At 68.6% G+C, this 21,034-nt stretch carries 26 protein-coding genes; 14 read left to right on the top strand and 12 right to left on the bottom strand.

Annotated elements, in window-relative coordinates:
- From rplE to ABFX36_RS04115, 3 genes are all read left to right on the top strand, one after another.
- Complete coding sequence (gene rplE, locus ABFX36_RS04125) at positions 1–579, top strand: 50S ribosomal protein L5 (protein ID WP_006895618.1); 579 nt, start codon at positions 1–3, stop codon at positions 577–579.
- A 16-nt stretch (positions 580–595) separates the two neighbouring features.
- A complete protein-coding gene (locus tag ABFX36_RS04120; RefSeq protein WP_006895617.1) occupies positions 596–781 on the top strand; it encodes a type Z 30S ribosomal protein S14 in 186 nt (61 codons plus the stop codon).
- Positions 782–906: 125 nt separating this feature from the next.
- Positions 907–1,560, top strand: a complete 654-nt coding sequence (locus ABFX36_RS04115; protein WP_045537140.1) for a DUF6629 family protein — start codon at positions 907–909, stop codon at positions 1,558–1,560.
- A gap of 168 nt (positions 1,561–1,728) precedes the next feature.
- On the opposite strand, the gene ABFX36_RS04110 is transcribed toward ABFX36_RS04115, so the two are convergent.
- On the bottom strand, positions 1,729–1,968 hold the full coding sequence (locus ABFX36_RS04110) for a hypothetical protein (RefSeq protein ID WP_346075061.1): 240 nt from the start codon (positions 1,966–1,968) through the stop codon (positions 1,729–1,731).
- A gap of 161 nt (positions 1,969–2,129) precedes the next feature.
- Between ABFX36_RS04110 and ABFX36_RS04105 the strand changes: the two genes are divergently transcribed.
- Genes ABFX36_RS04105 through moaA form a run of 4 tightly spaced genes read left to right on the top strand, consistent with a single transcriptional unit; the run spans position 2,130 to position 4,778 of the window.
- Positions 2,130–2,807, top strand: coding sequence for a trimeric intracellular cation channel family protein (locus tag ABFX36_RS04105; protein WP_346075059.1), 678 nt, complete (start codon positions 2,130–2,132; stop codon positions 2,805–2,807).
- Entirely contained in the window at positions 2,804–3,355 is a 552-nt protein-coding gene (locus tag ABFX36_RS04100; RefSeq protein ID WP_346075057.1) for a MogA/MoaB family molybdenum cofactor biosynthesis protein, read from the top strand. The genes ABFX36_RS04105 and ABFX36_RS04100 overlap by 4 nt, the downstream gene beginning before the upstream one ends.
- A complete protein-coding gene (locus ABFX36_RS04095; RefSeq protein ID WP_045537144.1) occupies positions 3,352–3,780 on the top strand; it encodes a molybdenum cofactor biosynthesis protein MoaE in 429 nt (142 codons plus the stop codon). The genes ABFX36_RS04100 and ABFX36_RS04095 overlap by 4 nt, the downstream gene beginning before the upstream one ends.
- Complete coding sequence (moaA, locus tag ABFX36_RS04090; protein WP_346075054.1) at positions 3,777–4,778, top strand: GTP 3',8-cyclase MoaA; 1,002 nt, start codon at positions 3,777–3,779, stop codon at positions 4,776–4,778. The genes ABFX36_RS04095 and moaA overlap by 4 nt, the downstream gene beginning before the upstream one ends.
- A gap of 16 nt (positions 4,779–4,794) precedes the next feature.
- Here moaA and ABFX36_RS04085 read toward each other — a convergent pair whose 3' ends face one another.
- From ABFX36_RS04085 to ABFX36_RS04065, 5 genes are read right to left on the bottom strand one after another with little or no spacing between them, the layout of a single operon-like run.
- Positions 4,795–5,031: a MoaD/ThiS family protein gene (locus ABFX36_RS04085; RefSeq protein WP_222111237.1), complete on the bottom strand. Its 237-nt coding sequence runs from the start codon at positions 5,029–5,031 to the stop codon at positions 4,795–4,797.
- The gene (locus ABFX36_RS04080) at positions 5,028–5,273 is read right to left on the bottom strand and encodes a DUF6457 domain-containing protein (protein ID WP_346075051.1); all 246 of its coding nucleotides are present in this window, start codon (positions 5,271–5,273) and stop codon (positions 5,028–5,030) included. Before ABFX36_RS04080 ends, ABFX36_RS04085 begins: the two co-directional genes overlap by 4 nt.
- The gene (gene mobA, locus ABFX36_RS04075) at positions 5,270–5,857 is read right to left on the bottom strand and encodes a molybdenum cofactor guanylyltransferase (RefSeq protein WP_346075049.1); all 588 of its coding nucleotides are present in this window, start codon (positions 5,855–5,857) and stop codon (positions 5,270–5,272) included. The genes ABFX36_RS04080 and mobA overlap by 4 nt, the downstream gene beginning before the upstream one ends.
- On the bottom strand, positions 5,854–6,327 hold the full coding sequence (moaC, locus tag ABFX36_RS04070) for a cyclic pyranopterin monophosphate synthase MoaC (protein ID WP_346075047.1): 474 nt from the start codon (positions 6,325–6,327) through the stop codon (positions 5,854–5,856). The genes mobA and moaC overlap by 4 nt, the downstream gene beginning before the upstream one ends.
- On the bottom strand, positions 6,324–7,550 hold the full coding sequence (locus ABFX36_RS04065) for a molybdopterin molybdotransferase MoeA (RefSeq protein ID WP_346075045.1): 1,227 nt from the start codon (positions 7,548–7,550) through the stop codon (positions 6,324–6,326). Before ABFX36_RS04065 ends, moaC begins: the two co-directional genes overlap by 4 nt.
- A 181-nt stretch (positions 7,551–7,731) precedes the next feature.
- On the opposite strand from ABFX36_RS04065, the gene ABFX36_RS04060 reads away from it, so the two are divergent.
- The 4 genes from ABFX36_RS04060 to ABFX36_RS04045 are packed head-to-tail and all read left to right on the top strand — an operon-like array spanning position 7,732 to position 10,859.
- The gene (locus ABFX36_RS04060; RefSeq protein WP_062365884.1) at positions 7,732–8,142 is read left to right on the top strand and encodes a TOBE domain-containing protein; all 411 of its coding nucleotides are present in this window, start codon (positions 7,732–7,734) and stop codon (positions 8,140–8,142) included.
- Positions 8,142–8,900, top strand: a complete 759-nt coding sequence (modA, locus tag ABFX36_RS04055; RefSeq protein WP_006895603.1) for a molybdate ABC transporter substrate-binding protein — start codon at positions 8,142–8,144, stop codon at positions 8,898–8,900. The genes ABFX36_RS04060 and modA overlap by 1 nt, the downstream gene beginning before the upstream one ends.
- A 46-nt stretch (positions 8,901–8,946) precedes the next feature.
- Positions 8,947–9,732, top strand: coding sequence for a molybdate ABC transporter permease subunit (modB, locus tag ABFX36_RS04050; protein WP_346075162.1), 786 nt, complete (start codon positions 8,947–8,949; stop codon positions 9,730–9,732).
- Positions 9,729–10,859, top strand: a complete 1,131-nt coding sequence (locus ABFX36_RS04045; protein WP_346075042.1) for a sulfate/molybdate ABC transporter ATP-binding protein — start codon at positions 9,729–9,731, stop codon at positions 10,857–10,859. The genes modB and ABFX36_RS04045 overlap by 4 nt, the downstream gene beginning before the upstream one ends.
- Here the strand turns inward: ABFX36_RS04045 and ABFX36_RS04040 are convergent.
- Genes ABFX36_RS04040 through ABFX36_RS04015 form a run of 6 tightly spaced genes read right to left on the bottom strand, consistent with a single transcriptional unit; the run spans position 10,827 to position 19,264 of the window.
- Complete coding sequence (locus tag ABFX36_RS04040; protein ID WP_346075040.1) at positions 10,827–11,156, bottom strand: cupin domain-containing protein; 330 nt, start codon at positions 11,154–11,156, stop codon at positions 10,827–10,829. The two genes, ABFX36_RS04045 and ABFX36_RS04040, sit on opposite strands and share 33 nt — an antisense overlap.
- Positions 11,153–12,388 (bottom strand): MFS transporter, encoded by a 1,236-nt coding sequence (locus ABFX36_RS04035; RefSeq protein WP_346075038.1) that lies wholly within the window; start codon positions 12,386–12,388, stop codon positions 11,153–11,155. The genes ABFX36_RS04040 and ABFX36_RS04035 overlap by 4 nt, the downstream gene beginning before the upstream one ends.
- Positions 12,389–13,135 (bottom strand): respiratory nitrate reductase subunit gamma, encoded by a 747-nt coding sequence (narI, locus tag ABFX36_RS04030; protein ID WP_346075036.1) that lies wholly within the window; start codon positions 13,133–13,135, stop codon positions 12,389–12,391.
- Complete coding sequence (gene narJ / locus ABFX36_RS04025; protein ID WP_006895597.1) at positions 13,132–13,839, bottom strand: nitrate reductase molybdenum cofactor assembly chaperone; 708 nt, start codon at positions 13,837–13,839, stop codon at positions 13,132–13,134. The genes narI and narJ overlap by 4 nt, the downstream gene beginning before the upstream one ends.
- Positions 13,836–15,512, bottom strand: coding sequence for a nitrate reductase subunit beta (gene narH / locus ABFX36_RS04020; RefSeq protein ID WP_062365880.1), 1,677 nt, complete (start codon positions 15,510–15,512; stop codon positions 13,836–13,838). The genes narJ and narH overlap by 4 nt, the downstream gene beginning before the upstream one ends.
- The gene (locus ABFX36_RS04015; RefSeq protein WP_346075033.1) at positions 15,512–19,264 is read right to left on the bottom strand and encodes a nitrate reductase subunit alpha; all 3,753 of its coding nucleotides are present in this window, start codon (positions 19,262–19,264) and stop codon (positions 15,512–15,514) included. Before ABFX36_RS04015 ends, narH begins: the two co-directional genes overlap by 1 nt.
- 412 nt (positions 19,265–19,676) lie before the next feature.
- Between ABFX36_RS04015 and rpsH the strand changes: the two genes are divergently transcribed.
- The 3 genes from rpsH to rplR are packed head-to-tail and all read left to right on the top strand — an operon-like array spanning position 19,677 to position 21,027.
- Positions 19,677–20,075, top strand: a complete 399-nt coding sequence (gene rpsH, locus ABFX36_RS04010) for a 30S ribosomal protein S8 (protein WP_006895594.1) — start codon at positions 19,677–19,679, stop codon at positions 20,073–20,075.
- A 13-nt stretch (positions 20,076–20,088) separates the two neighbouring features.
- Positions 20,089–20,625, top strand: a complete 537-nt coding sequence (rplF, locus tag ABFX36_RS04005; protein WP_045537169.1) for a 50S ribosomal protein L6 — start codon at positions 20,089–20,091, stop codon at positions 20,623–20,625.
- Positions 20,626–20,628: 3 nt separating this feature from the next.
- On the top strand, positions 20,629–21,027 hold the full coding sequence (gene rplR, locus ABFX36_RS04000; protein ID WP_006895592.1) for a 50S ribosomal protein L18: 399 nt from the start codon (positions 20,629–20,631) through the stop codon (positions 21,025–21,027).
- The last annotated feature ends 7 nt before the right edge of the window (positions 21,028–21,034 follow it).

The following is a 21,034-nucleotide window of genomic DNA, read 5'->3' as shown; positions in this document are numbered from 1 at the left end:
ATGACCACTTCTGAGAAGGTCCAGCCTCGCCTGAAGCTCAAGTACCGCGAGGAGATCAAGGGCAAGCTGAACGAAGAGTTCAACTACGCCAACGTCATGCAGATCCCCGGCGTCGTCAAGGTCGTCGTGAACATGGGTGTCGGCGACGCCGCCCGTGACGCCAAGCTGATCAACGGTGCCGTCGCCGACCTGGCGCTCATCACCGGTCAGGCTCCGGAGATCCGTCGCGCCCGCAAGTCCATCGCGCAGTTCAAGCTGCGTGAGGGCATGCCGATCGGTGCGCGCGTCACCCTCCGCGGCGACCGCATGTGGGAGTTCCTCGATCGCCTCGTGTCGATCGCCCTCCCGCGTATCCGCGACTTCCGCGGTCTGAGCGACCGCCAGTTCGACGGCAACGGCAACTACACCTTCGGCCTCAACGAGCAGTCGATGTTCCACGAGATCAACATCGACTCGATCGACCGGCCGCGTGGCATGGACATCACGGTCGTCACCTCGGCCACCACGGACGACGAAGGCCGTGCGCTGCTTCGCGCTCTGGGCTTCCCGTTCAAGAGCAACGACGCAGCCGCGAACTGAGATAGGGACAACTGAGATGGCAAAGAAGGCTCTGGTCAACAAGGCCAACAAGAAGCCCAAGTTCGCAGTCCGGGGTTACACCCGCTGCAACAAGTGCGGTCGCCCGCACTCGGTGTACCGCAAGTTCGGCCTGTGCCGCGTCTGCTTCCGCGACATGGCGCACGCCGGCGAGCTGCCGGGTGTGCAGAAGTCCAGCTGGTGACTTCCCGCCGATAGGCATGTGACGAGGACCCGTCTCCTTCAAGGAGGCGGGTCCTCGTGCGTTCTGCGGCGCGTCCGAGGGGGAATGTCCGCTGCCGTGCCCGCGCGAGTGGCAGGATTCGACGCATGTGCTTCAGCGCGACTGCGAGTTTCGTGGGCGCCGGTGTGATCACCGCGGTGGGCGCCACCACCCTGTGCCTGGTCCGGGATGTGCGGCAGCTGCCCTTCGCGGCGCTGCCGTTGCTCTTCGGGGTGCATCAGGCGCTGGAGGGATGGACCTGGCTGGCGCTCGGCGACCGCAGCGAGGCGCTGCTCTCCGGCGCAGGCGTGCACATGTGGGTGATGTTCGCGTGGGCCGTGCTGCCTGCCTACATCCCGTGGGCCGTGTGGCTGATGGAATCGGAGCCACACCGGCGCCGGTTGCAGACGGTTCCGCTGGGAGTCGGCGCGGTGCTCGCGGTGTACATGCTGTATCTCGCGATCCAGCCCGGTATCAGCGTCGCGGTGGTCGACGGCAACCTCGACTACCGGCTCGGCGTCCCGTTCAGTGCTGCCTGGCTGGCCGTTCCCTATGTGTTCGCCACCTGCGTCGCGCCGATGTCGAGCTCGCACCGCTACGTCGTCGCGATGGGAGCGGGCAATCTCGTCGCGATGAGCGTCGCCGCGGTGATGAACGCCGCGGGATACGCCTCGATCTGGTGCACCTTCGCCGCATTCCTCAGCTTGATCGTGTTCGCACACTTCGCGGTGGAACAGCGGAACCGCAGGCTCGCCGCGTAGCGTCCAGACACCGATGGCCCCACCGTGTTCGGCGAGGCCATCGGGTTCGGGACGGGATGCGGCGCATCCGTGGTTCACAGGGTCCGGCGGATGTCGGATGAGTCCGATCTCGCAGCCGGTCCGGTCAGGTGCACTGACAGCGTACGGCGCGTCGGCTCCGACCGCAGGCTAATGCGATTCGGACGTGGTGCGCTTGCGCCCGGCGAGCAGGTACACGGTCGGCAGGAGCCCCGCGGAGTTCACTCCGCCGAGCACCACGGTCCAGACCAGTTTCGGGCCGTTGACCTGGCTCTTGTCGCGTGATCGCAGATCGCGGATCGCCCAGACGCGCAGGCCCGCGTCGACCGCGGCCATCGAGATGATCCCCGCACGTGCGGCGGGTGAGAGTTCGGCCCACTTCTTCCTCATGTCTCCAGTCTGCCAGGCTCCGCGGACCCGCGGAGCCGGCGACGGGGATTCCGCTGCTCACCAGGCGCGGTGCCTGCGCTAGATTCACCTCGGGCTGATCGGGCCTCGGACGCCTCACGCGTCTGCCGCATGCAGGTCGAAGACGGACTCGGAGGTGGTCGATGTCGGTGTGGCTGTCCTCGAACCTCGACAACGCCGCGTCCCTGGTCCACCACGGCGGCGAACTGGCGGGGATCGTGGCCTTCGCGGCATCCGGTGCGCTGCTGTCCGTGCGGCGCGACCTCGACGTCGTGGGCATCGTGCTGCTGGCCGCGGCGACCGCGCTCGGCGGAGGCATCATCCGCGACGTGATCATCGGGAAGACGCCTCCGACGGCCTTCACCGACCTGCGTCTGGTGGCAGTGGCCGTCGCGACCGCGCTCGTGATCTTCGTGTGGCACCCGCCGGCCCGGCTGACCCGATGGCCGCTGGAGGTGGCCGATGCGGTGGGTCTCGGCCTGTTCGCGGTCACCGGCACCGTGACCGCCTACGAGCACGGGCTCAGCGCGCCCAGCGCGGCGATGCTCGGTCTGACGACGGCGATCGGCGGCGGCATCATCCGGGACGTGCTCTCCGGATCGGTGCCCGCGGTGCTGCGGTCCAACGAGCATCTCTACGCGATTCCGTCGCTGGTCGGCGCGGCGGTGACGGCGCTGCTGCTGCACGTCGGCGTCTATCGGCCGTGGGTGGGGTTGCTGTGCGCGGCGCTGGTGACCGTGGTCCGTCTGGCGTCGCTGCGCTACGGCTGGCACGGTCCGCGCCCCTGGTACACCAAGACGGCGCGGCGGGACGATCGATGAGCACCGGAATGAAACGGCCGTGCGGTTCACGCCGCGGCACCGGACGTGGCACGCTCGAAGGTGTGGATTCCAAGCAGAAGCGCGCGACGGTGATCACCGTCTCCGACCGGTCGTTCGCCGGCGAACGCGAGGACGTCTCCGGTCCGCTGGCGGCCGATCTCCTCCGGGAGGCGGGCTGGAGCGCCGAGGTGATCGTCGTCCCCGACGATCGCGACGCGATCTCGAGTGTGATCGTCGAAGTGGTGGAGGCCGGTTCGGGTCTGGTCGTCACGACCGGCGGCACCGGCGTCTCGCCCCGCGATGTGACGCCCGAGGCCACGGCACCGCTGCTGACGCGTGAACTGCCCGGCGTGGCAGAGGAGATCCGGCGGGTCGGCATCGCGGCGCTGCCGCACGCGATGCTCTCCAGGGGCGTCGCGGGCATGCGGCGCGGTTCCCTCGTGGTGAATCTGGCGGGGTCGACCGGCGCGGTGCGCGACGGTGTCCCCGTGATCGTGCAGATCGCCGAGCACGCCGTCGCTCAGGCCGCCGGAGGCGATCACCGATGATCGTCCTCGCCCGGATCAGTGACGTCGACCTCGACGTCGCGGCCCATGTGAACGCCGTAGCGGCACCGGATGCGGGCGCCACCGCGCTGTTCGTGGGGACGGTGCGCGACAACGATCCCGACGCGCGCGGGCAGGTCGTGGAACTGGAGTACAGCGCTCACCCCGACAGCGAGCGCATCCTGCGCGAGATCGCGGAGCGCGTCGACCGACCCGGAGTGCGGATCGCGGTCAGCCACCGGGTCGGCCGGCTGCCGGTCGGCGGCGTCGCGATCGTCGCCGCGGTCTCGTCGGTGCATCGCGGTGACGCCTTCGACCTCGATCGCGATCTGGTGGAGACGGTGAAGGCCGAGCTGCCGATGTGGAAGAAGCAGATCGAGAGCGACGGCTCGCACACGTGGGTCGGCTTGGGCCGGGTCGCGACATGACCGGCCGCGAGCTCGTCGATCGATTCGGCCGCGTGCACCGAGATCTCCGGATCTCCCTGACCGACCGGTGCAACCTCCGGTGCACCTACTGCATGCCCGCCGAGGGCGTGCCGTGGATCCCGCGTCCCGAACTGCTGACCACCGACGAGATCATCCGTCTGGCGTCGGTCTTCGCGTCGCTGGGGATCGTCGAGGTACGGCTGACCGGGGGCGAGCCGCTGCTGCGACCCGACCTGGCCGAGGTGGTGCACCGGCTCTCGGCGATCGAGGGCGCGGACGGACCGCTGCGCGTCTCCATCACCACCAACGGGATCGGACTGGACACGCGGGCTCGGGAGCTGGCCGATGCGGGTCTGGAGAGATTCAACATCAGCCTCGACACGCTGCGAGCGGACCGGTTCGCGACGCTGACCCGCCGGGACCGGCTCGACGACGTGCTCCGCGGGATCGCCGCCGCACAGGCCACCGGCCTCACGCCGCTCAAGATCAACACCGTCGCGATGCACGGCGTCAACGACGACGAGCTGACCGACCTCGTCCGTTTCGCGCGCGAGCACGGCGCTCAATTGCGATTCATCGAGCAGATGCCGCTCGATGCCGGGCACACCTGGTCGAGGGCGCAGATGGTCACCGGTGACGACATCCTCGCGGCCCTGTCGGCGGAGTTCGCCCTCAGCGCGTGCGACGACCGCGGCTCGAATCCGGCACAGCTGTACACGGTCGACGGCGGGCCCACCACCGTCGGGGTCATCGCCTCGGTGACCGCGCCGTTCTGCGGTTCATGCGACCGGGTGCGACTCACCGCCGACGGACAGCTCCGGAACTGCCTGTTCGCACGCGGTGAATCGGATCTGCGCGCGCTGCTGCGTTCCGGGGCACCGGACGAACGGATCGAGTCGGCCATCCGCGAGTCGGTGACCGCGAAGCTCGCCGGACACGGCATCGACGATCCCGGCTTCCTGCAACCCGACCGTCCGATGTCCGCGATCGGCGGGTGAGCCGGAGCCGGTGCCGTCAGCCGCCGGCGAAGGGCGGCAGGATGTCCACGGTGGCGTCGGCCGCCGCGACCGTCTCGTCGGTGGCGCGGACCCCGTCCACCAGGATCGAACAGCAGCTCAGCACTCGCTCGAACTCGGGGCCCAGTTCTCCGGACAGCCGAGCCTTCAAGTCGCCGACCGCCGCGGAACCGTCAGCGGTCTGCTCCGAACGGCCCGCGGCCTCCGCGGCTCCCGCGAAGTAACGGATGATCATTCGGACGATCTCTTCTCCACCAGTTCGTGCACCCGTGCGGCCGCATCCTCTGCCGACATGCCGTTGGCGACGGCGAGGCCGATCAGATAGGTCGTGATGGGGCCGGCCGGGCGCAGGATCGAGTGAGCGACATCGCGGGTCACATCCAGCAGCAGCGCGGTGGGCACCTCGGCCTCATTCAGACCCAGGGCCGGGGCGAGTTCCTGCGCCCAGCGGTCCAGGCCGGGGGGATAGGCGGTCACGATTCGTCCTCCGTATCGACGGTTCGGGTGGTCAACCGATAATCGCGCACGTCGTCCCAGGTGTCGAGGTCGATCGCGGCGCCGGCTCGGTCGACCACCGTGCGCAGCGACAGCCCCGCGGTCAGCGCCCGCATCGACGCGTCGCGCGCACTGGTCAGCGCGGCGATCGCCCGGCGCAGCGACTCCGTCCGGTATCGTCCCGCCAGCCACTGGATCCGGCCGTCGGCGTCTTCCAGGACCACCGCGTCGTCCACGGCGGCGAGAGCGACGTCCCGGAGTTGCGCGACCACCGCCTCGGCGCGGGGCAGGTCGCAGGCGAGCAGCCACACCTCGGCGCTGTCGCCGACGGCCCCGAGCGCCGCGGCCAGTCCGGCCACCGGACCGCCGAACGGGGGATCCTCCCGGATCACCCGCACACCCGGCCGGCTCACGCTCTGCGGTCCGACCGCGATCACCGGGTCGGCGCCGGCGAGTGCGTCGTACACGGCGTCGATCAGCGTGCGCCCGCCGATGTCGATGCTCGCCTTGTCGGCACCGCCCATGCGGGCGGCACGACCTCCGGCGAGCACGATGGCCGCGGTCATCGCACCCAGTCGCCGCTCTTGCCGCCGGTCTTGCGCACCAGCCGGACGTTCTCGATCTCGACCGATTTGTCGAGGCCCTTCACCATGTCGACGAGCGCCAGCGCGGCGACGCTGACGGCGGTGAGCGCCTCCATCTCCACCCCCGTGCGATCGGCGGTGCGGACCGTCGCAGAGACGGTGACGCCGTCGTCGACGATCGCGAGGTCGACGGCCGCGCCGTGCACGCCGATCACATGGGCCAGCGGCAGCAGTTCCGGAGTGCGTTTGGCGGCCGCGATGCCCGCGATGCGCGCCACCGCCAGCACATCGCCCTTAGGGACCGCGCCGTCGCGGAGGGCGGTGACGATCTGCGGCGAGCACCGGACGAAGCCCTGCGCGGTCGCACTGCGGACCGTCGGATTCTTCTCGGTCACGTCGACCATGCGTGCCTGGCCCGCATCGTCCAGGTGAGTGAAGGGGCCGCCGCTCACGACAGCACCATCACGGTGACGGGATCTCCCTCGAATATCTCCACCACGTCCGCGGGCACGATCGCCAGCGCGGAGGCGTCGGCGAGCGAGGACACCAGGTGTGAGCCACTGCCGCCGCGGGAGGCCGGCCGGACGGTCTGTGCGTCGGCCACCGCGGGAAGGATCTGGACCCGGTCGGCGCGGCTGCGCCAGCCCGTCGCGGCGCGCCGGACCACGCGCGGGCGATCGAGGTCGGTGTGCCCGGCCATCTTCCGCAGGGCCGGCCGCACGAACATCTCGAACGACACCGCGACGCTGACCGGGTTGCCGGGCAGGCAGAACACCGGGATCCCGGTGCGTTCAGCGCTCGGGCCGCGCACCCCGAGCAGCCCGAAGCCCTGCGGTTTGCCGGGCTGCATCGCCACGGTGGTGAACTCGATGCCGCCCACCCCGTTCAGGACCGCTTTGACCACGTCGAACGCGCCGACGCTGGCGCCGCCGGTGAGGACGACCGCGTCCACGTCCGGATCGGCGAGAGTCCGCCGGAGGGCTTCCTCGTCGTCCGCGACGGTCGCAGTCCAGCCCACTTCGGCGCCCGCCTCCGTCACCGCGGCCGACAGCAGCACGGAGTTGGATTCCGGGATCTGCCCGCGGCGGGGCGTCTGCGAGGGTTCGACGAGTTCGGTTCCGGTCGAGATCACCGCGACCCGGGGCCGGCGGTAGGCTAGGACCCGGTCGTGTCCGGCCGACGCGATCGCCGACACCTGCCACGGGCCGAGAACCGTGCCCGCCGAAACGGCGACGGCGCCCGCCGGTGCGTCCTCGCCGGATCGCCGGATGTGGGCGTGCGGTTTCGGTTCCACCGTGACGGTCACGCTGTCCGGGGGCGTCGCCAGGATCTCGGTGCCGAGGTCCGTGTGCTCCAGTGGGACGATCGCGTCGGCGTCGGTGGGAACCGGCGCACCGGTCATGATCCGGACGGCTTCTCCGGCGCCGATCGGCGGGTCGTCCGGACTGCCCGCGGGAACGTCGGCTACCACCTTCAGCGTCGCGCCCACCGCTGCGTCGACGCGCCGGACGGCGTAACCGTCCATCGCGGAGTTGTCGAACAGCGGGACCGGCCACCGGTTGGTGACGTCCTCGGCGAGGACGAGCCCGGCCGCACTGTGAATGGAGAGGATGGTCGCGGGCAGGCGCGACACGGTTGTCTGAATCCGGGAGCGGTGCTCGTCGACGGTGATCACTCGGGACTCCGGTCCGCACGCAAAGGCATGGCCTCAGCCTATCGGCTCGGGATCGGTCGGGTGCGCAGCCCGGGAGCGCAGGCGCCGGTCGCGGTCGGCGGAAGGCCCGGGCGGTCGCGAGTCCTCAGATGCGCAGCGCAAGGCGAGCGAGCTGCCGCAGATGCGTATAGATTCAGTCGCTATGACCGTGTTTCGGATTCGGGAAGCCGCGGACCTCCTCGGCGTCAGCGACGACACCCTCCGCAGATGGATCGAACAGGGCCGGATCGCATCGGGGACCGACGACTCGGGCCGCGCCACTGTCGACGGCGCGGACCTCGCAGGCTTTCTCGCCTCCGCGGAATCGGGGCGCCACGATCCGGTGACGCGCGGCACCAGCGCCCGGAACCGCTTCGTCGGGATCGTCACACATGTTCAGTCCGACCCGGTGATGAGCCAGGTGGAGATGCGCAGCGGCCCGCACCGGGTGGTGTCGCTGATGTCGACCGAGGCGGTGAGGGAACTCGGATTGGAAGTGGGCTCCCTTGCGACCGCGACGGTCAAAGCGACGGCGGTGGTCGTGGAGACCCCGTCGGGAAGGAGTGCCGTCTGATGAAGAAGTTCGTGGCCGCAGTGCTCGGACTGATGCTGCTGGTAGCCGGATGCAGCAGTCAGGAGCAGGCGTCGGCCGGTGCCTCGGCGCCGATCAGGATCTTCGCCGCGGCCTCGCTGCAGGGATCGTTCGACGAACTGGCCAAGTCCTTCACCGCGGCGCACCCGGAGTACTCGGTGGCGCCGATCGTGTACGACGGCTCGCAGGCCCTCGCGACCCAGATCGTGGAGGGCGCCGACGTCGACGTCATCGCCTTCGCGGACCAGTCGAGTCTCACGCCGGTCACCGACGCCGGCGTCACCGACGCGGGCACCGTCTTCGCGACCAATACGATGCAGATCGCCGTCGCGCCGGGCAACCCGAAGCACGTCACGAGCCTGGCCGACCTGACGAAGCCCGGAGTCACCACCGTGCTCTGCGCTCCGGAGGTGCCCTGTGGCAAGGCCTCACGCAAGCTGCTCGCCGCCGCGCACGTCGACGTCTCGCCGGTCAGTGAGGAGACCAACGTGACCTCGGTGGTCAACCGCGTCGAGGCGGGCGAGGCCGACGCCGGTCTGGTCTACAAGACCGATGTGGCCGCCTCGAACGGCAAGCTGATCGGCATCACTCCCGCCGACGTTCAGGTCGCGGTCAACCGTTACCCGATCGCGGTGTCGAAGAAGGCTCCGTCGCCGGCGGCCGCCGCTGCCTTCACCGCCTACGTCCTCTCGCCCGCGGGACAGAAGATCCTGGCGAAGTACGGTTTCGGCGCGCCGTGACCGGTTCCCGGACCGAGGCCGCCGCGTCGCCACCGAGGCCTCGGTGATGCTGCCGAAGGCGCTGTACGTGCCCGCGCTGGTCGCGCTGGCTCTGTTGGTCGCGCCCATCGTCGGGTTGATCTCGCGGGTGCGGTGGGAGACGCTCGGCGCCGACCTCTTCTCGTCGGCATCGCTGACGGCTCTGTGGCTGTCGCTGGTCACCGCGGCCTGTGCGACCGCCGCGTGCGCTGTGATCGGCACCCCGCTGGCCGTGGTGATCGCCCGCGCGCCGCAGCGCTGGGCGTCGGTGCTGCGCGCGACCGTCCTGATCCCCCTGGTGCTGCCACCGATGGTCGGCGGACTGGCGCTGCTGTCGTTGCTGGGCCGGTCGGGGCTGGTCGGCAAGCCGGTGTTCGAGGCGACGGGCTACAGCCTGCCGTACACCACCGCCGCGGTGGTGGTGGCGCAGACGTTCGTCGCCATGCCGTTCTACGTCATCGCGGTCGAGGGCGCGCTGCGAACGGCCGGGGACGGCTATGAGCAGATCGCCTCGACGCTCGGAGCAGGTCGGTGGCGGGTCCTGTCGCGGGTCACTCTTCCGCTCGTACTCCCGGGTCTGGCCGCCGGCGCCGCGCTGGCGTTCGCACGCGCACTCGGCGAGTTCGGGGCCACGGCCCTGTTCGCGGGAAACTCGCCGGGTATCACCCGGACGATGCCGCTGGCGATCTACACCGCCTTCAACGGGGTGGGCGTCACGCAGGACTCGGCGGTCGCGCTCTCGTTGCTGCTGCTGGTGAGTACCGCAGTGATCGTTCTCGGGCTGCGATCGTGGCGAACGGACGCGGTCCGATGACCGGCCAGCCGCTCGCCGCGCGGATCGAGATCCGCCGAGCGCAGTTCACCGTCTCGGCGGCCTTCGAGGTACCGGCCGGGGAATGTCTGGCGGTATTGGGCCCGAACGGTGCGGGCAAGTCGACACTGCTCGGTGCGCTCGCGGGTCTCATCCGGCCCACGGCGGGTGAGATCCGGCTCGGCGGCAGAATCCTCGACGGCCGGGTCCACGTTCCGCCGGAGCAGCGCAGAGTGACACTGCTGGAGCAGAAGCCCCGACTGTTCCCACACCTGTCGGTGGTCGACAATCTGGCCTTCGGGCCGAGAGCGCAGGGCCGTTCCCGGCGACAGTCGCGTGCGGTCGCCGAGACGTGGCTCTCCCGGATCGGTCTCTCCGATGCGGCAGGCTGGAAACCGCATCGGCTCTCGGGCGGTCAGCAGCAGCGAGTCGCGATCGCCCGCGCGCTCGCCGCCGAACCCGAGGTGCTGCTGCTCGACGAGCCCTTCGCGGCGCTGGATGCGGCCAGCGCTCCGCAGATCCGGAGGATGCTCTCCGACGAGTTGGCGAGGACGCGGACCACGAGCGTCCTGGTGACACACGAGTTGGCGGACGCATGGCAGTGGGCGAGCCGGTGCCTGGTGATCGAGTCGGGCCGAGTGGTCGAAGAGGCGACTCCGGCGCAGCTGGCCGCGGCGCCGACGCATCCGTTCAGCGCCGCGCTCGCGGGATACGCGGTGGTGCACGGGGTCTGGAGCGAGGGTGCACTGGTGGCCGGAGACGATGTGCTGCCCGCAGTCGCGGCCCATGACCTCGAGGAGGGCGAGTCCGTCTTCGGAATCGTCGTCCCCCACGAGGTCACGGTGTCCCGTACCGCGGGTGCGGTCCGCAGCCGGGTGCGCTCGGTGTCGGTGCATGCCGGGCGGGTGCTCGTCGAGAGCGACGGCGGATTGGTGGCACAGACCCCGGTGGGGGTGATTCCTCCGGGAGTCGGAGAACCGGCATGGTTCACCCCCACCGGGATGCGGGTGCGGCGACTGCGCGCACCGAGCGAGACTTCGGCTCCCGGACGGGGCTCACAGCCCCGTCCGGGAGCCGAAGTCTCGGCCGGACCGGCGTCAGCTCAGCGCGACGGTCAGCAGGATCGCTGAGTCGTCGTCGGCGATCAACCCGTGCCGGGTCGGGGGAATGTCGGTGAGGGCGCCGGCGGAGCCCTCCCAGTCGCCGTCCTCACAGGTCAACCGGACTCGGCCGTGGAGCACCTGGAGCGTCGCCTCGCCGGGGCTCTCGTGGTCGGAGAGTTCGGCGCCGGCGCGGAGGGCGATCACGGTGTGCCGCAGTCGGTGATCGCTGTGGCCGCGCACCGTTCGCCCGGCGCGGCCGGAATGTGCTTCGCGCGCCTCGGCGAGGAGTTCCTCGACCACCTCGGGCAAGGACACCGCGCTCATGCCGCAGCCTCCGCGCGCTCGCGTTGGGCCTCGCTCTCGGGAATGCCGAACACCGTGAACAGACATGCGACGGCGGCGAATCCCACAAGAAGTCCGAGCCCGATCGTGTATGAATGCTCGGCTGCGTTGTAGGTCGCGCCCATCACCAGCGGCGGGAAGAATCCGCCGAGACCGCCGGCGGCACCGACCAGTCCGGTGACGCCACCGACGCGGGCGGGCGGCGACGCCAGCGACACCCAGGCGAAGACCGAGCCCGACCCCATACCCATCATCATCGCCATCAGGATGAAGTCGACCGCGGCAAGCCCGCTGCCGATGTCGGGTTTGGTCATCATCCACACGGCCAGCACCGCGGCGCCGCCGCACGAGATCGCGGTGATGATGCGCGGACCGAACCTGTCGGAGAGGGCACCGCCGATCGGGCGCATCACGACAGCGGCGATGGCGAAGCCTGCCGTGCGGGCGCCGGCCGACTTCAGATCGGTGATGTCGTAGACGTCGTTCAAGTACGTCGGCAGGTAGGTGGAGAAGGCGACGAAACCGCCGAACGCCGCCGCATACAGGAAGGACATCTGCCAGGTGATAGGCAGCTTGAGCGCACTGACGAGCTTGGGGACTGCCGACTCGGTGTTCGGCTCCCACGCCGGGGCTTCACGCATGAACATCCAGCACGCGGCCGCGACCACCACCAGCGCCACGGCGATGATGATGTGCGTGGGGAAGTAGCCGAACCACTCGCGGAAGCGCGGGGTGAAGAACGCCGAGAGCGCAGTTCCGCCCATGCCCGCACCGAAGACGCCGGTCGCGAAGCCGCGGCGGCTGGGCTCGTACCAGGTGTTCAGAAAGGGAATGCCCACGGCGAAAGTGGTGCCCGCGATGCCGAGGAAGAAGCCGATCACCAAGAGCATCGGGTACGACCTGAGCTCGCCGGCCACCGCCACGAGGATCACGAAGGGCGCCGAGATCAGCAGCAGTGCCGTGAACATGATCCGGCCGCCGTAGCGGGGGGTCAGCACTCCGACGATGATCCGGCCGAGGGAGCCGACGAGGATCGGGACGGCCACGAGCACTGACTTCTGGGTGGAGTCGAGATCGAGCTCGTCTGGTCCGGCGTAGAACACGCCCAGCGGGGCGATCAGATTCCAGGCCCAGAAGCTGATCGCGAAGGCGACGGTCGCGAGGACGAGGTTCCGCGTCTGGGCCGATTTGTCGATTGTCGCGGGCGTGGTCATTCAGTCACGATCCTTCACACCGATGGGAGCCCAGCCGCGGCGGCTCGGCGCGTTGCCCGGAGCCGGGCGAGTGTCCTTGCTGCGGTAGACGATGTAGGGGCGGAAGAGGTAGTGCAGAGGCGCGGTGAAGATGTGGACGAGCCGCGTGAACGGCACCAGCATGAACATGACCATGCCGATGACGACGTGGATGTGGAACCGCAGCGGTGCGGCCTCCATCGACGAGATGTCGGGCTGGAAGTAGAAGACCGACCGGAACCACGGGGAGACGGTCTCGCGGTAGTTGACGCCCTCGCCGTGGGGGTCGATCATTCCGACGAGAGTGATGTAGCTGCCCGCGATCAGCGCCGCCACCAGGACCGCGTACATCAGCTTGTCGTTGCGCGTCGTCGCCATGAACACGGGGCCGGTGGTGCGTCTGCGGTAGATCAGGATGCCGACGCCGAGCAGGGTGGCGACGGCCGCGATGATGCCGCCGATCGCGGCCACCATGTGATACATCGTCTCGGTGATCCCGACCGCGTCTGTCCACGACTGCGGGATCACCAGGCCGATCGCGTGACCGGCGATGACTGCGAGGATCCCGTAGTGGAACAGCGGTGAACCAAAGCGCAGCAGCCGAGACTCGTACAGCTCCGACGAGCGGGTGGTCCAGCCGAACTTGTCGTACCGGTACCGCCAGATGGTTCCGCCGATCACGCTGATCAGTGCGATGTACGGTAGGACGCCCCACAGAAAGATGTTCATCGGTATGCCTCTTCGCCGGAGTCGGTGAAACCGTTGCTGGTGAAGTCGTCGGTGGTGAACAGGGGAAGCAGTCGCGCGTCGTACGGCTCGAGGCCGACGGTCTCGACGGCGCGCTCGGGACCGGCCATCGCGAGTGCGGATGCGCGGTCGGGCGGCGACTGTCCGGGCAGCGTCGCGCAGACCGCGGCCAGCACACCCGCGTACGGGGAGCCCGCGTCGACCAGCGACAGCCGGATCAGTTCGAGGGACGGACGGTTCTCGGTCAGGACCTGAACGCCGCGTTCGGGGTCCGCGAGCGCCGCGAACTCCAGGACCACCGGCAGGTGGTCGGGCAGTTCGCCGTGCAGATCCACCACGAATCCGCTGTCGCGGTAGAGCTGTTTGAAGTCGGTGAGAACCGATCCGCGACGCCGTGTGTCGCCGGCCGACCAGTAGGACAGGTACAGCGTCTGCTTGCGCGACAGGTCGAAGACGTCGGTGTAGTGCTGCGCGAGTTGCGAGGGGTCGGCCGATGCGGCGTGATCGAGGAACCCGCGCAGGGCGTCGGCGGACTCACCCGCGGCCGTCTCGTCGAGCGCCGACCTCATCAGGTCGATGCGGCCGAAGAACTCGGCGTCGGGGTAGCCGAGACTCCACGCGGCGATCTGATGCACCACGCGGGCATCGGTGCGCGCGGCGGCACGTCGGCGGGGCAGCAGCCTCATGATCCGGACCCGTGCTCGGCGGACTGCTGCGGGAACATGCCCTCCGGGACGCCGTTTCCGTCCCAGTTCAACAGGTTGGTCCGACCGCGCAGAGTCGCGTCCCCGGCGGGCATGTCCGTGGTCTGCCGCTGCTTGAGCGCCTGGAAGGTCTCCACCGACACCGGGATCGGCCGGCCGCTGGCCTCGCCGAAGGAACCGGACTCGTACATGCCGGGTCCGCCCTCCTGATCGAGGGAGCAGGCCATCTCGTCGAGCTTGACGGCCTGCTCGTGATGGGCGGTCGGAATCACGTAGCGCTCGTCGTACTTGGCGATCGCCAGAAGCCGGTACATCTCGTAGACCGATTCCTCGGTCATGCCGACTGAGCCCGGGATGAGCGGGTTGGTCTCACGGCCGAGGTTGACGTCGCGCATGTACGCGCGCATGGCGGCCAGTTTCCGGAGCACGTCCTCGACGACGCCGGTGTCGCCCGCGGTGAACAGTTCCGCGAGATACTCCACGGGGATGCGCAGAGAGTCGATGGCGCCGAAGAGATTGCCGTGATCCTCGCCGTCGTGTCCCTGCTCCGACAGCAGGTCGACGATCGGCGACAGCGGCGGGATGTACCAGACCATCGGCATCGTCCGGTACTCCGGATGCAGGGGCAGTGCCACCCGGTACTTCTTCGCGAGCGCGTACACCGGCGACCGGCGCGCGGCGTCCATCCAGTCGTCGGGGATCCCCGCAGCGCGGGCCTGCGCGATCACCTCCGGATCGTCGGGGTCGAGCATCAGATCGAGTTGGGCCTCGTAGAGGTCCTTGTCGTCGGGAACCGACGCCGCCGCGGTCACGGCATCGGCGTCGTAGAGGAAGATGCCGAGGTACCGGAGCCGTCCGACGCAGGTCTCGGAGCACACCGTGGGCTGACCCACCTCGATGCGCGGATAGCACAGCGTGCACTTCTCCGCCTTGCCCGAGCGGTGGTTGAAGTAGATCTTCTTGTACGGGCAGCCGGTGATGCACTGGCGCCAGCCGCGGCAGCGGTCCTGGTCCACCAGGACGATGCCGTCCTCCTCGCGTTTGTAGATCGCACCGGACGGGCACGACGCCATGCACGCCGGGTTGAGGCAGTGCTCGCAGATGCGCGGAAGGTAGAACATGAAGGTCTGCTCGAAGGAGAACTGGATCTTCTCCTCCGACTCCTTGCGGATCTTCTCGACGATCGGGTCCAGATCGCCGTACTCCGTCGACCCGCCCAGGTTGTCATCCCAGTTGGCCGACCACGTGACCTTGGTGTCCTCACCGGTGATCAGCGACTTCGGCCGTGCGACCGGGAAGTCGTCGCCCAGCGGGGCGTTCACCAGCGTCTCGTAGTCGTAGGTCCACGGCTCGTAGTAGTCGCTCAGCGTGGGCTGGACCGGGCTGTGGAAGATGGTGAAGAGCTTCTGCAGGCGCCCGCCGGTGCGGAGCCGCAGATCGCCCTTCTTATTGAGGTGCCATCCGCCCTTCCACTGTTCCTGGTCCTCGTACCGCCGCGGATATCCCTGGCCGGGACGGGTCTCGACGTTGTTGAACCACACGTACTCGGTGCCCGCACGGTTGGTCCACGCCTGTTTGCACGTGACCGAGCACGTGTGACAGCCGATGCACTTGTCGAGATTCATCACCATCCCGACCTGAGCCATGACTCGCATCAGTAGGTCACCTCCTGGCTGCGCTTGCGGATGGTCGAGACGATGTCGCGCTGATTGCCCGTCGGCCCGAGGTAGTTGAACGCGTACGACAGTTGCGCGTAGCCGCCGATCAGATGCGAGGGCTTCACCAACAGTCGTGTCGCGGAGTTGTGGATGCCGCCGCGCCGTCCCGTCGCCTCCGACTTGGGCACGTCGATGGTCCGCTCCTGAACGTGGTGGACATAGCAGACTCCCACCGGCATGCGGTGGCTGACGATGGCGCGCGCCACGTACACGCCGTTGGTGTTGACGCACTCGATCCAGTCGTTGTCGCGTACGTCGATCGACGCCGCGTCCTCCGGCGACAGCCACGCGGTGGGACCGCCGCGCGAGAGCGAGAGCATGAACAGGTTGTCCTGGTACTCGGAATGGATCGACCACTTGTTGTGCGGCGTGAGGTAGCGGACGGTGATCTGCTTGCTGCCGTCGGGGCCGAGCTTCGGTTCGCCGAACAACCGATGCATGTCGAGGGGCGGCCGGTAGATCGGCAGCGCCTCCCCGATGTCGAGCATCCAGTCGTGGTCGAGGTAGAAGTGCAGACGCCCGGTGAGCGTGTGGAAGGGTTTGTCGCGCTCGATGTTCACGGTGAACGGCGCGTACCGTCGTCCGCCGCTCTCCGAACCCGACCACTCGGGTGAGGTGATGACCGGCACCGGTGCCGACTGCGTGTCGGCGAAGGTGATGCGCTTCTCCTCCGAACCCTCCGCGAGATCGGCGAGGCGCTTGCCGACGCGGCGTTCGAGCTTGGTGAAGCCGTCCACGGCCAGTTCGCCGTTGGTGGTACCGGAGAAGGTCAAGATCGCTTCGGCGAGCTTGGCGTCGGTGTCGATGGCGGGACGCCCGACGCCCGGTCGGTCGAAGTCCGGCCCGCTCGCGCCGTCGCCGGGCCGGGGCGGCATCACTCCGTTGGACGCCGCCAGTTTGGGGATCTGCGAGGCGATGTCGTAGTTGACGTCCTTGACGGTGAAGCCCAGCTTGTCGGCGAGCGGCCCCACGGTGGCCAGCTTGTCGGCGATGGCCGTGTAGTCGCGTTCCACTACCTGGAACGAGGGCATGTTCGCGCCGGGCAGCGCCGGTGCGCCGTCGCGCCAGTCCACCACCCGGCCGTGCGGCTGCGCGGTCTCGCCGGGGGTGTCGTGCTGGGCGGCGGTGGCGACGAGGTCGTAGCGGGTGCCCAGGTGGGTACGCGCCTGCCGGGACAACTCCGCGGCCAGCAGGTGGAACAGGTCGAAGTCACTCTTGGCCTCCCACGGCGGATCGATCGCCGGACTGAAGGCGTGGACGAACGGGTGCATGTCGGTGGAGCTGAGGTCGTGCTTCTCGTACCAGGTCGCTGCGGGCAGCACGATGTCGCTCAACAGCGTCGTCGACGTCATGCGGAAATCAGCCGACAGCAGGAGGTCGAGCTTGCCCTCGGGCGCCTGCTCGTGCCACTTCACCTCCCGGGGCCTCGGGGCCTCGGGATTCTCGCTGCCGAGCACGTTGTGATGGGTGCCGAGCAGGTGGCGCAGGAAGTACTCGTCGCCCTTGGCCGACGAGCCGAGCAGATTCGACCGCCACAGCACCAGGGTGCGCGGCCAGTTCTCGGGTGCGTCGACGTCGCTGATCGCCGGCGTCAGCCCGCCGTCGACCAGCTTTCCGGCCACGTACGACGCGGGATCGGTCGCGTCGCCCGACTCGACCGCCGAGCGGGCGGCGTCGGCCACGTCGAGCGGGTTGTCGGAGAACTGCGGATAGAAGGGCATCCATCCCAGCCGCGCCGACTGCGCGATGGCGTCGGCGGTGTGCATTCCGTCGAGCGTGCCCGATGACAGCGGTGAGGTCAGGGCGGACGTGGAGTAGCCGTCGTTGCGCCACTGGTCGGTGTGCATGTACCAGTACGAGGTGCCCGGCTGGGTACGCGGGGGACGGGTCCAGTCGAGGGCGTTGGCGAGTGAGATCCAGCCGGTGATCGGACGGCACTTCTCCTGGCCCACGTAGTGAGCCCACCCGCCGCCGTTGCGGCCCATGCAGCCGGTGAGGATGAGCATGGCCAGGATCGCCCGGTAGGTGGCGTCACCGTGGAACCACTGGCAGATGCCCGCACCCATGATGATCATCGACCGGCCGCCGGACTCCTCGGCGTTTGTGGCGAACTCCCGGGCGATACGGATAGCGGATTCGGCTGGGACGCTGGTGATCTCGGCCTGCCACGCGGGCGTGTAGGGACTGGAGGCGTCGTCGTAGCCGGTGGGCCACTGGCCCGGAAGGCCATCGCGGCCCACCCCGTACTGGGCCAGCAGCAGATCGTAGACGGTGGTGACCAGACCACCGCCGAAGCGCCGTGCGGGCACTCCGCGGGTGATGACCGAGCCGCTGCCGTCGGGGGCGTCGAAGGAGGGGAACGAGACCTCGACGGCCTCCGCGCCGGTTTCGCCGAGCAGGGTGAGCCGCGGGGTGACACCGTCCAGATCGAGGTTCCACCGGCCTTCGCCGGACGGTGAGTACCGGTCGCCCAAGGTGCCGTTCGGGACCATCGGCTCGCCCGTCGCGTCGTCGATCAGGACCGTCTTCCAGACGTCCTCGGTGGGGCCGCTCGCCGGGTCCGGTCGCAACTCCTCGGAGGTCACGAACTTGCCGGGGACCAGCGTGCCGTCGCGCTCGTCGAGATGGATGAGGAAGGGGAGGTCGGTGTACTTGCGGGTGAAGTCGGCGAAGAACGGGGTCGGTCCGCCTTCTCGGCCGACGTAGAACTCCTTGAGGATCACGTGACCCATCGCCATCGCGAGCGCCGCGTCGGTGCCGGCCTGGGCGGGCAGCCACTCGTCGGCGAACTTGGAATTGTCGGCGTAGTCGGGCGAGACGCTGACCACCTTGGTCCCGCGATAGCGGACCTCGGTCATCCAGTGGGCGTCGGGCGTCCTGGTCACCGGGACGTTGGATCCCCACATCATCAGGTACGACGCGTCCCACCAGTCGCCCGACTCGGGCACATCGGTCTGGTCGCCGAACACCTGCGGGCTGGCCACCGGGAGGTCGGCGTACCAGTCGTAGAACGAGGTCATCACGCCGCCGATGAGCTGTATGAACCGCGTTCCCACGCAGTGGCTCACGATCGACATCGCAGGGATCGGGGAGAAGCCCGCGCAGCGGTCGGGGCCGTAGGTCTTGATGGTGTGGACGTGCGCCGCGGCGGCCATCTCGATCGCCTCGTCCCACGTGACGCGGACCAGTCCGCCCTTGCCGCGAGCCTGCTGGTAGGAGCGCCGGCGCAGCGGGTCGCCGACCACGTCGGCCCACGCGAGCACGGGATCGCCGGTGCGGCGCTTGGCCTCCCGGTACATCTCCAGGAGCACTCCGCGCGCATAGGGGTGGCGGACCCGGGTGGGCGAGTAGGTGTACCAGGAGAACGAGGCGCCGCGCGGGCAGCCGCGCGGCTCGTACTCCGGCCGGTCGGGGCCCACCGACGGGTAGTCGGTCTCCTGTGTCTCCCAGGTGATGATGCCGTCTTTGACGTACACCTTCCACGAACACGAGCCCGTGCAGTTCACCCCGTGGGTGGACCGGACGATCTTGTCGTGACTCCAGCGGTCGCGGTAGAAGACGTCGCCCGCACGACCGCCGTCGCGGAAGACCGCGCGTCTGTCGTCGGTCTCATCCCATTTGGTGAAGAAGCGGCCGACGTCCAACAATGCTTGTGCTGCCGGGCCCTGAACCGAGTCAGACGCTGTCATACGGCTCACTGTAAAACGGGATGTGATGCCGCGCCGGGCGAATTCGGAGGGCGCCGAATTCTCGCGACGCACGGCCGGACGATCCGGGTACGACGGCCATGTGATATGAGGACCAAAGTCTCTAGCCGGACATGCGCGCGCCGCGGGCCAGAGATGAGCTCTCGGCCCGCCGCGGTCGATTTGGGTTCTGCCAGCGCGTTCACTACACTGTTTCAGGTTGCCTGGGTGAAGTGTGCCCCCAGGGCCCACAACTTCATACAGCTTGACGGTGCCGGTGAAAAGCCAATGGCATCTTCAGGCGTTGAACAATGCACAACTATCCACTTCGTGGAAGGCCCACCAGTGCTGATCGGCAGCGATGCCGGTGACACCGCTGTATGGGAACCGCTACGAGAAAGGTTGACGGTCAACCATGACCATGACTGACCCGATCGCAGACTTTCTGACGCGTCTGCGTAACGCCAATTCGGCGTACCACGACGAGGTTTCGCTGCCTTCGTCGAAGATCAAGGTGAACATCGCCGAGATCCTCAAGCGCGAGGGCTACATCACCGACTACCGCGTCGAAGACGCCGAGGTCGGCAAGAAGCTCACCGTGACCCTGAAGTACGGCCCCAGCCGCGAGCGCAGCATCGCCGGCCTCCGCCGCGTTTCGAAGCCGGGTCTGCGTGTGTACGCAAAGTCCACCAACCTGCCCAAGGTTCTGGGCGGCCTCGGCGTGGCCATCATCTCCACGTCGTCCGGTCTGCTCACCGACCGCCAGGCAGCAAACCAGGGCGTGGGCGGCGAAGTCCTCGCTTACGTCTGGTAGGGGAGCGTAGAGAATGTCGCGTATTGGTAAGAATCCCATTGAAATCCCCGCCGGCGTCGATGTCGCGATCGACGGCCAGGACGTCAAGGTCAAGGGCCCGAAGGGCGAACTGAGCCTGACGGTCACCTCGCCGATCGCGGTGGCGAAGGAAGACAACGCCATCGTCGTCACCCGGCCGAACGACGACCGCGAGAACCGTGCCCTGCACGGTCTGAACCGTTCGCTGCTGAACAACCTCGTCGTCGGTGTGACCCAGGGTTACACCACGAAGATGGAGATCTTCGGTGTCGGTTACCGCGTCCAGGCCAAGGGCAAGGACCTCGAGTTCGCCCTCGGCTACAGCCACCCCGTGCCGATCGAGGCTCCGGAGGGCATCACCTTCGCGGTGGAGTCCCCGACCAAGTTCTCGGTCTCGGGAATCGACAAGCAGCTAGTCGGCCAGATCTCGGCGAACATCCGCCGCCTGCGTCGTCCGGACCCCTACAAGGGCAAGGGCATTCGCTACGAGGGTGAGCAGATCCGCCGCAAGGTCGGAAAGACGGGTAAGTAAGCCATGAGTGAAACAGCAACCGTTCGCAAGCCCATCGGCAAGGACGTCTCGACTCGCCGTCGCACCGCGACCAACCGTCGTCACTTCCGCCTGCGCAAGAAGATCAACGGCACCGCCGAGCGTCCGCGCATGGCCGTCAAGCGCAGCAGCCGTCACATCCACGTCCAGGTCATCGACGACCTGACCGGTCGTACCCTGGCCGCCGCCAGCAGCATCGAGGCTGACGTGCGCGCCGCCGGTGGCGACAAGTCGGCTCAGGCCGCCAAGGTCGGCGAGCTCGTCGCAGCCCGCGCCAAGGCTGCAGGCATCGAGGCCGTCGTCTTCGATCGCGGAGGCAAGGCGTACCACGGCCGCATCGCGGCTCTGGCTGACGCCGCCCGCGAGGGAGGACTGCAGTTCTGATGATGAC

Source organism: Gordonia cholesterolivorans, assembly GCF_039531975.1.
In the GTDB taxonomy this organism is placed as follows: Bacteria; Actinomycetota; Actinomycetes; order Mycobacteriales; family Mycobacteriaceae; genus Gordonia; species Gordonia sihwensis.
Note: the sequence above shows the minus strand (reverse complement) of the source record. Positions and strands in the feature narration are given on the sequence as shown.

Coding starts and splice junctions, on each gene's coding strand:
- rplF (WP_045537169.1), top strand. CDS start 20,089: ATGTCGCGTATTGGTAAGAATCCCATTGAAATCCCCGCCGGCGTCGAT.
- narH (WP_062365880.1), bottom strand. CDS start 15,512: ATGCGAGTCATGGCTCAGGTCGGGATGGTGATGAATCTCGACAAGTGC.
- ABFX36_RS04110 (WP_346075061.1), bottom strand. CDS start 1,968: ATGAGGAAGAAGTGGGCCGAACTCTCACCCGCCGCACGTGCGGGGATC.
- narJ (WP_006895597.1), bottom strand. CDS start 13,839: ATGAGGCTGCTGCCCCGCCGACGTGCCGCCGCGCGCACCGATGCCCGC.
- rplR (WP_006895592.1), top strand. CDS start 20,629: ATGAGTGAAACAGCAACCGTTCGCAAGCCCATCGGCAAGGACGTCTCG.
- ABFX36_RS04105 (WP_346075059.1), top strand. CDS start 2,130: ATGTCGGTGTGGCTGTCCTCGAACCTCGACAACGCCGCGTCCCTGGTC.
- ABFX36_RS04115 (WP_045537140.1), top strand. CDS start 907: ATGTGCTTCAGCGCGACTGCGAGTTTCGTGGGCGCCGGTGTGATCACC.
- ABFX36_RS04060 (WP_062365884.1), top strand. CDS start 7,732: ATGACCGTGTTTCGGATTCGGGAAGCCGCGGACCTCCTCGGCGTCAGC.
- ABFX36_RS04040 (WP_346075040.1), bottom strand. CDS start 11,156: ATGAGCGCGGTGTCCTTGCCCGAGGTGGTCGAGGAACTCCTCGCCGAG.
- rplE (WP_006895618.1), top strand. CDS start 1: ATGACCACTTCTGAGAAGGTCCAGCCTCGCCTGAAGCTCAAGTACCGC.
- ABFX36_RS04035 (WP_346075038.1), bottom strand. CDS start 12,388: ATGACCACGCCCGCGACAATCGACAAATCGGCCCAGACGCGGAACCTC.
- narI (WP_346075036.1), bottom strand. CDS start 13,135: ATGAACATCTTTCTGTGGGGCGTCCTACCGTACATCGCACTGATCAGC.
- ABFX36_RS04045 (WP_346075042.1), top strand. CDS start 9,729: ATGACCGGCCAGCCGCTCGCCGCGCGGATCGAGATCCGCCGAGCGCAG.
- mobA (WP_346075049.1), bottom strand. CDS start 5,857: ATGACCGCGGCCATCGTGCTCGCCGGAGGTCGTGCCGCCCGCATGGGC.
- ABFX36_RS04100 (WP_346075057.1), top strand. CDS start 2,804: ATGAGCACCGGAATGAAACGGCCGTGCGGTTCACGCCGCGGCACCGGA.
- ABFX36_RS04095 (WP_045537144.1), top strand. CDS start 3,352: ATGATCGTCCTCGCCCGGATCAGTGACGTCGACCTCGACGTCGCGGCC.
- modB (WP_346075162.1), top strand. CDS start 8,947: ATGCTGCCGAAGGCGCTGTACGTGCCCGCGCTGGTCGCGCTGGCTCTG.
- ABFX36_RS04085 (WP_222111237.1), bottom strand. CDS start 5,031: ATGATCATCCGTTACTTCGCGGGAGCCGCGGAGGCCGCGGGCCGTTCG.
- ABFX36_RS04015 (WP_346075033.1), bottom strand. CDS start 19,264: ATGACAGCGTCTGACTCGGTTCAGGGCCCGGCAGCACAAGCATTGTTG.
- rpsH (WP_006895594.1), top strand. CDS start 19,677: ATGACCATGACTGACCCGATCGCAGACTTTCTGACGCGTCTGCGTAAC.
- moaA (WP_346075054.1), top strand. CDS start 3,777: ATGACCGGCCGCGAGCTCGTCGATCGATTCGGCCGCGTGCACCGAGAT.
- modA (WP_006895603.1), top strand. CDS start 8,142: ATGAAGAAGTTCGTGGCCGCAGTGCTCGGACTGATGCTGCTGGTAGCC.
- ABFX36_RS04120 (WP_006895617.1), top strand. CDS start 596: ATGGCAAAGAAGGCTCTGGTCAACAAGGCCAACAAGAAGCCCAAGTTC.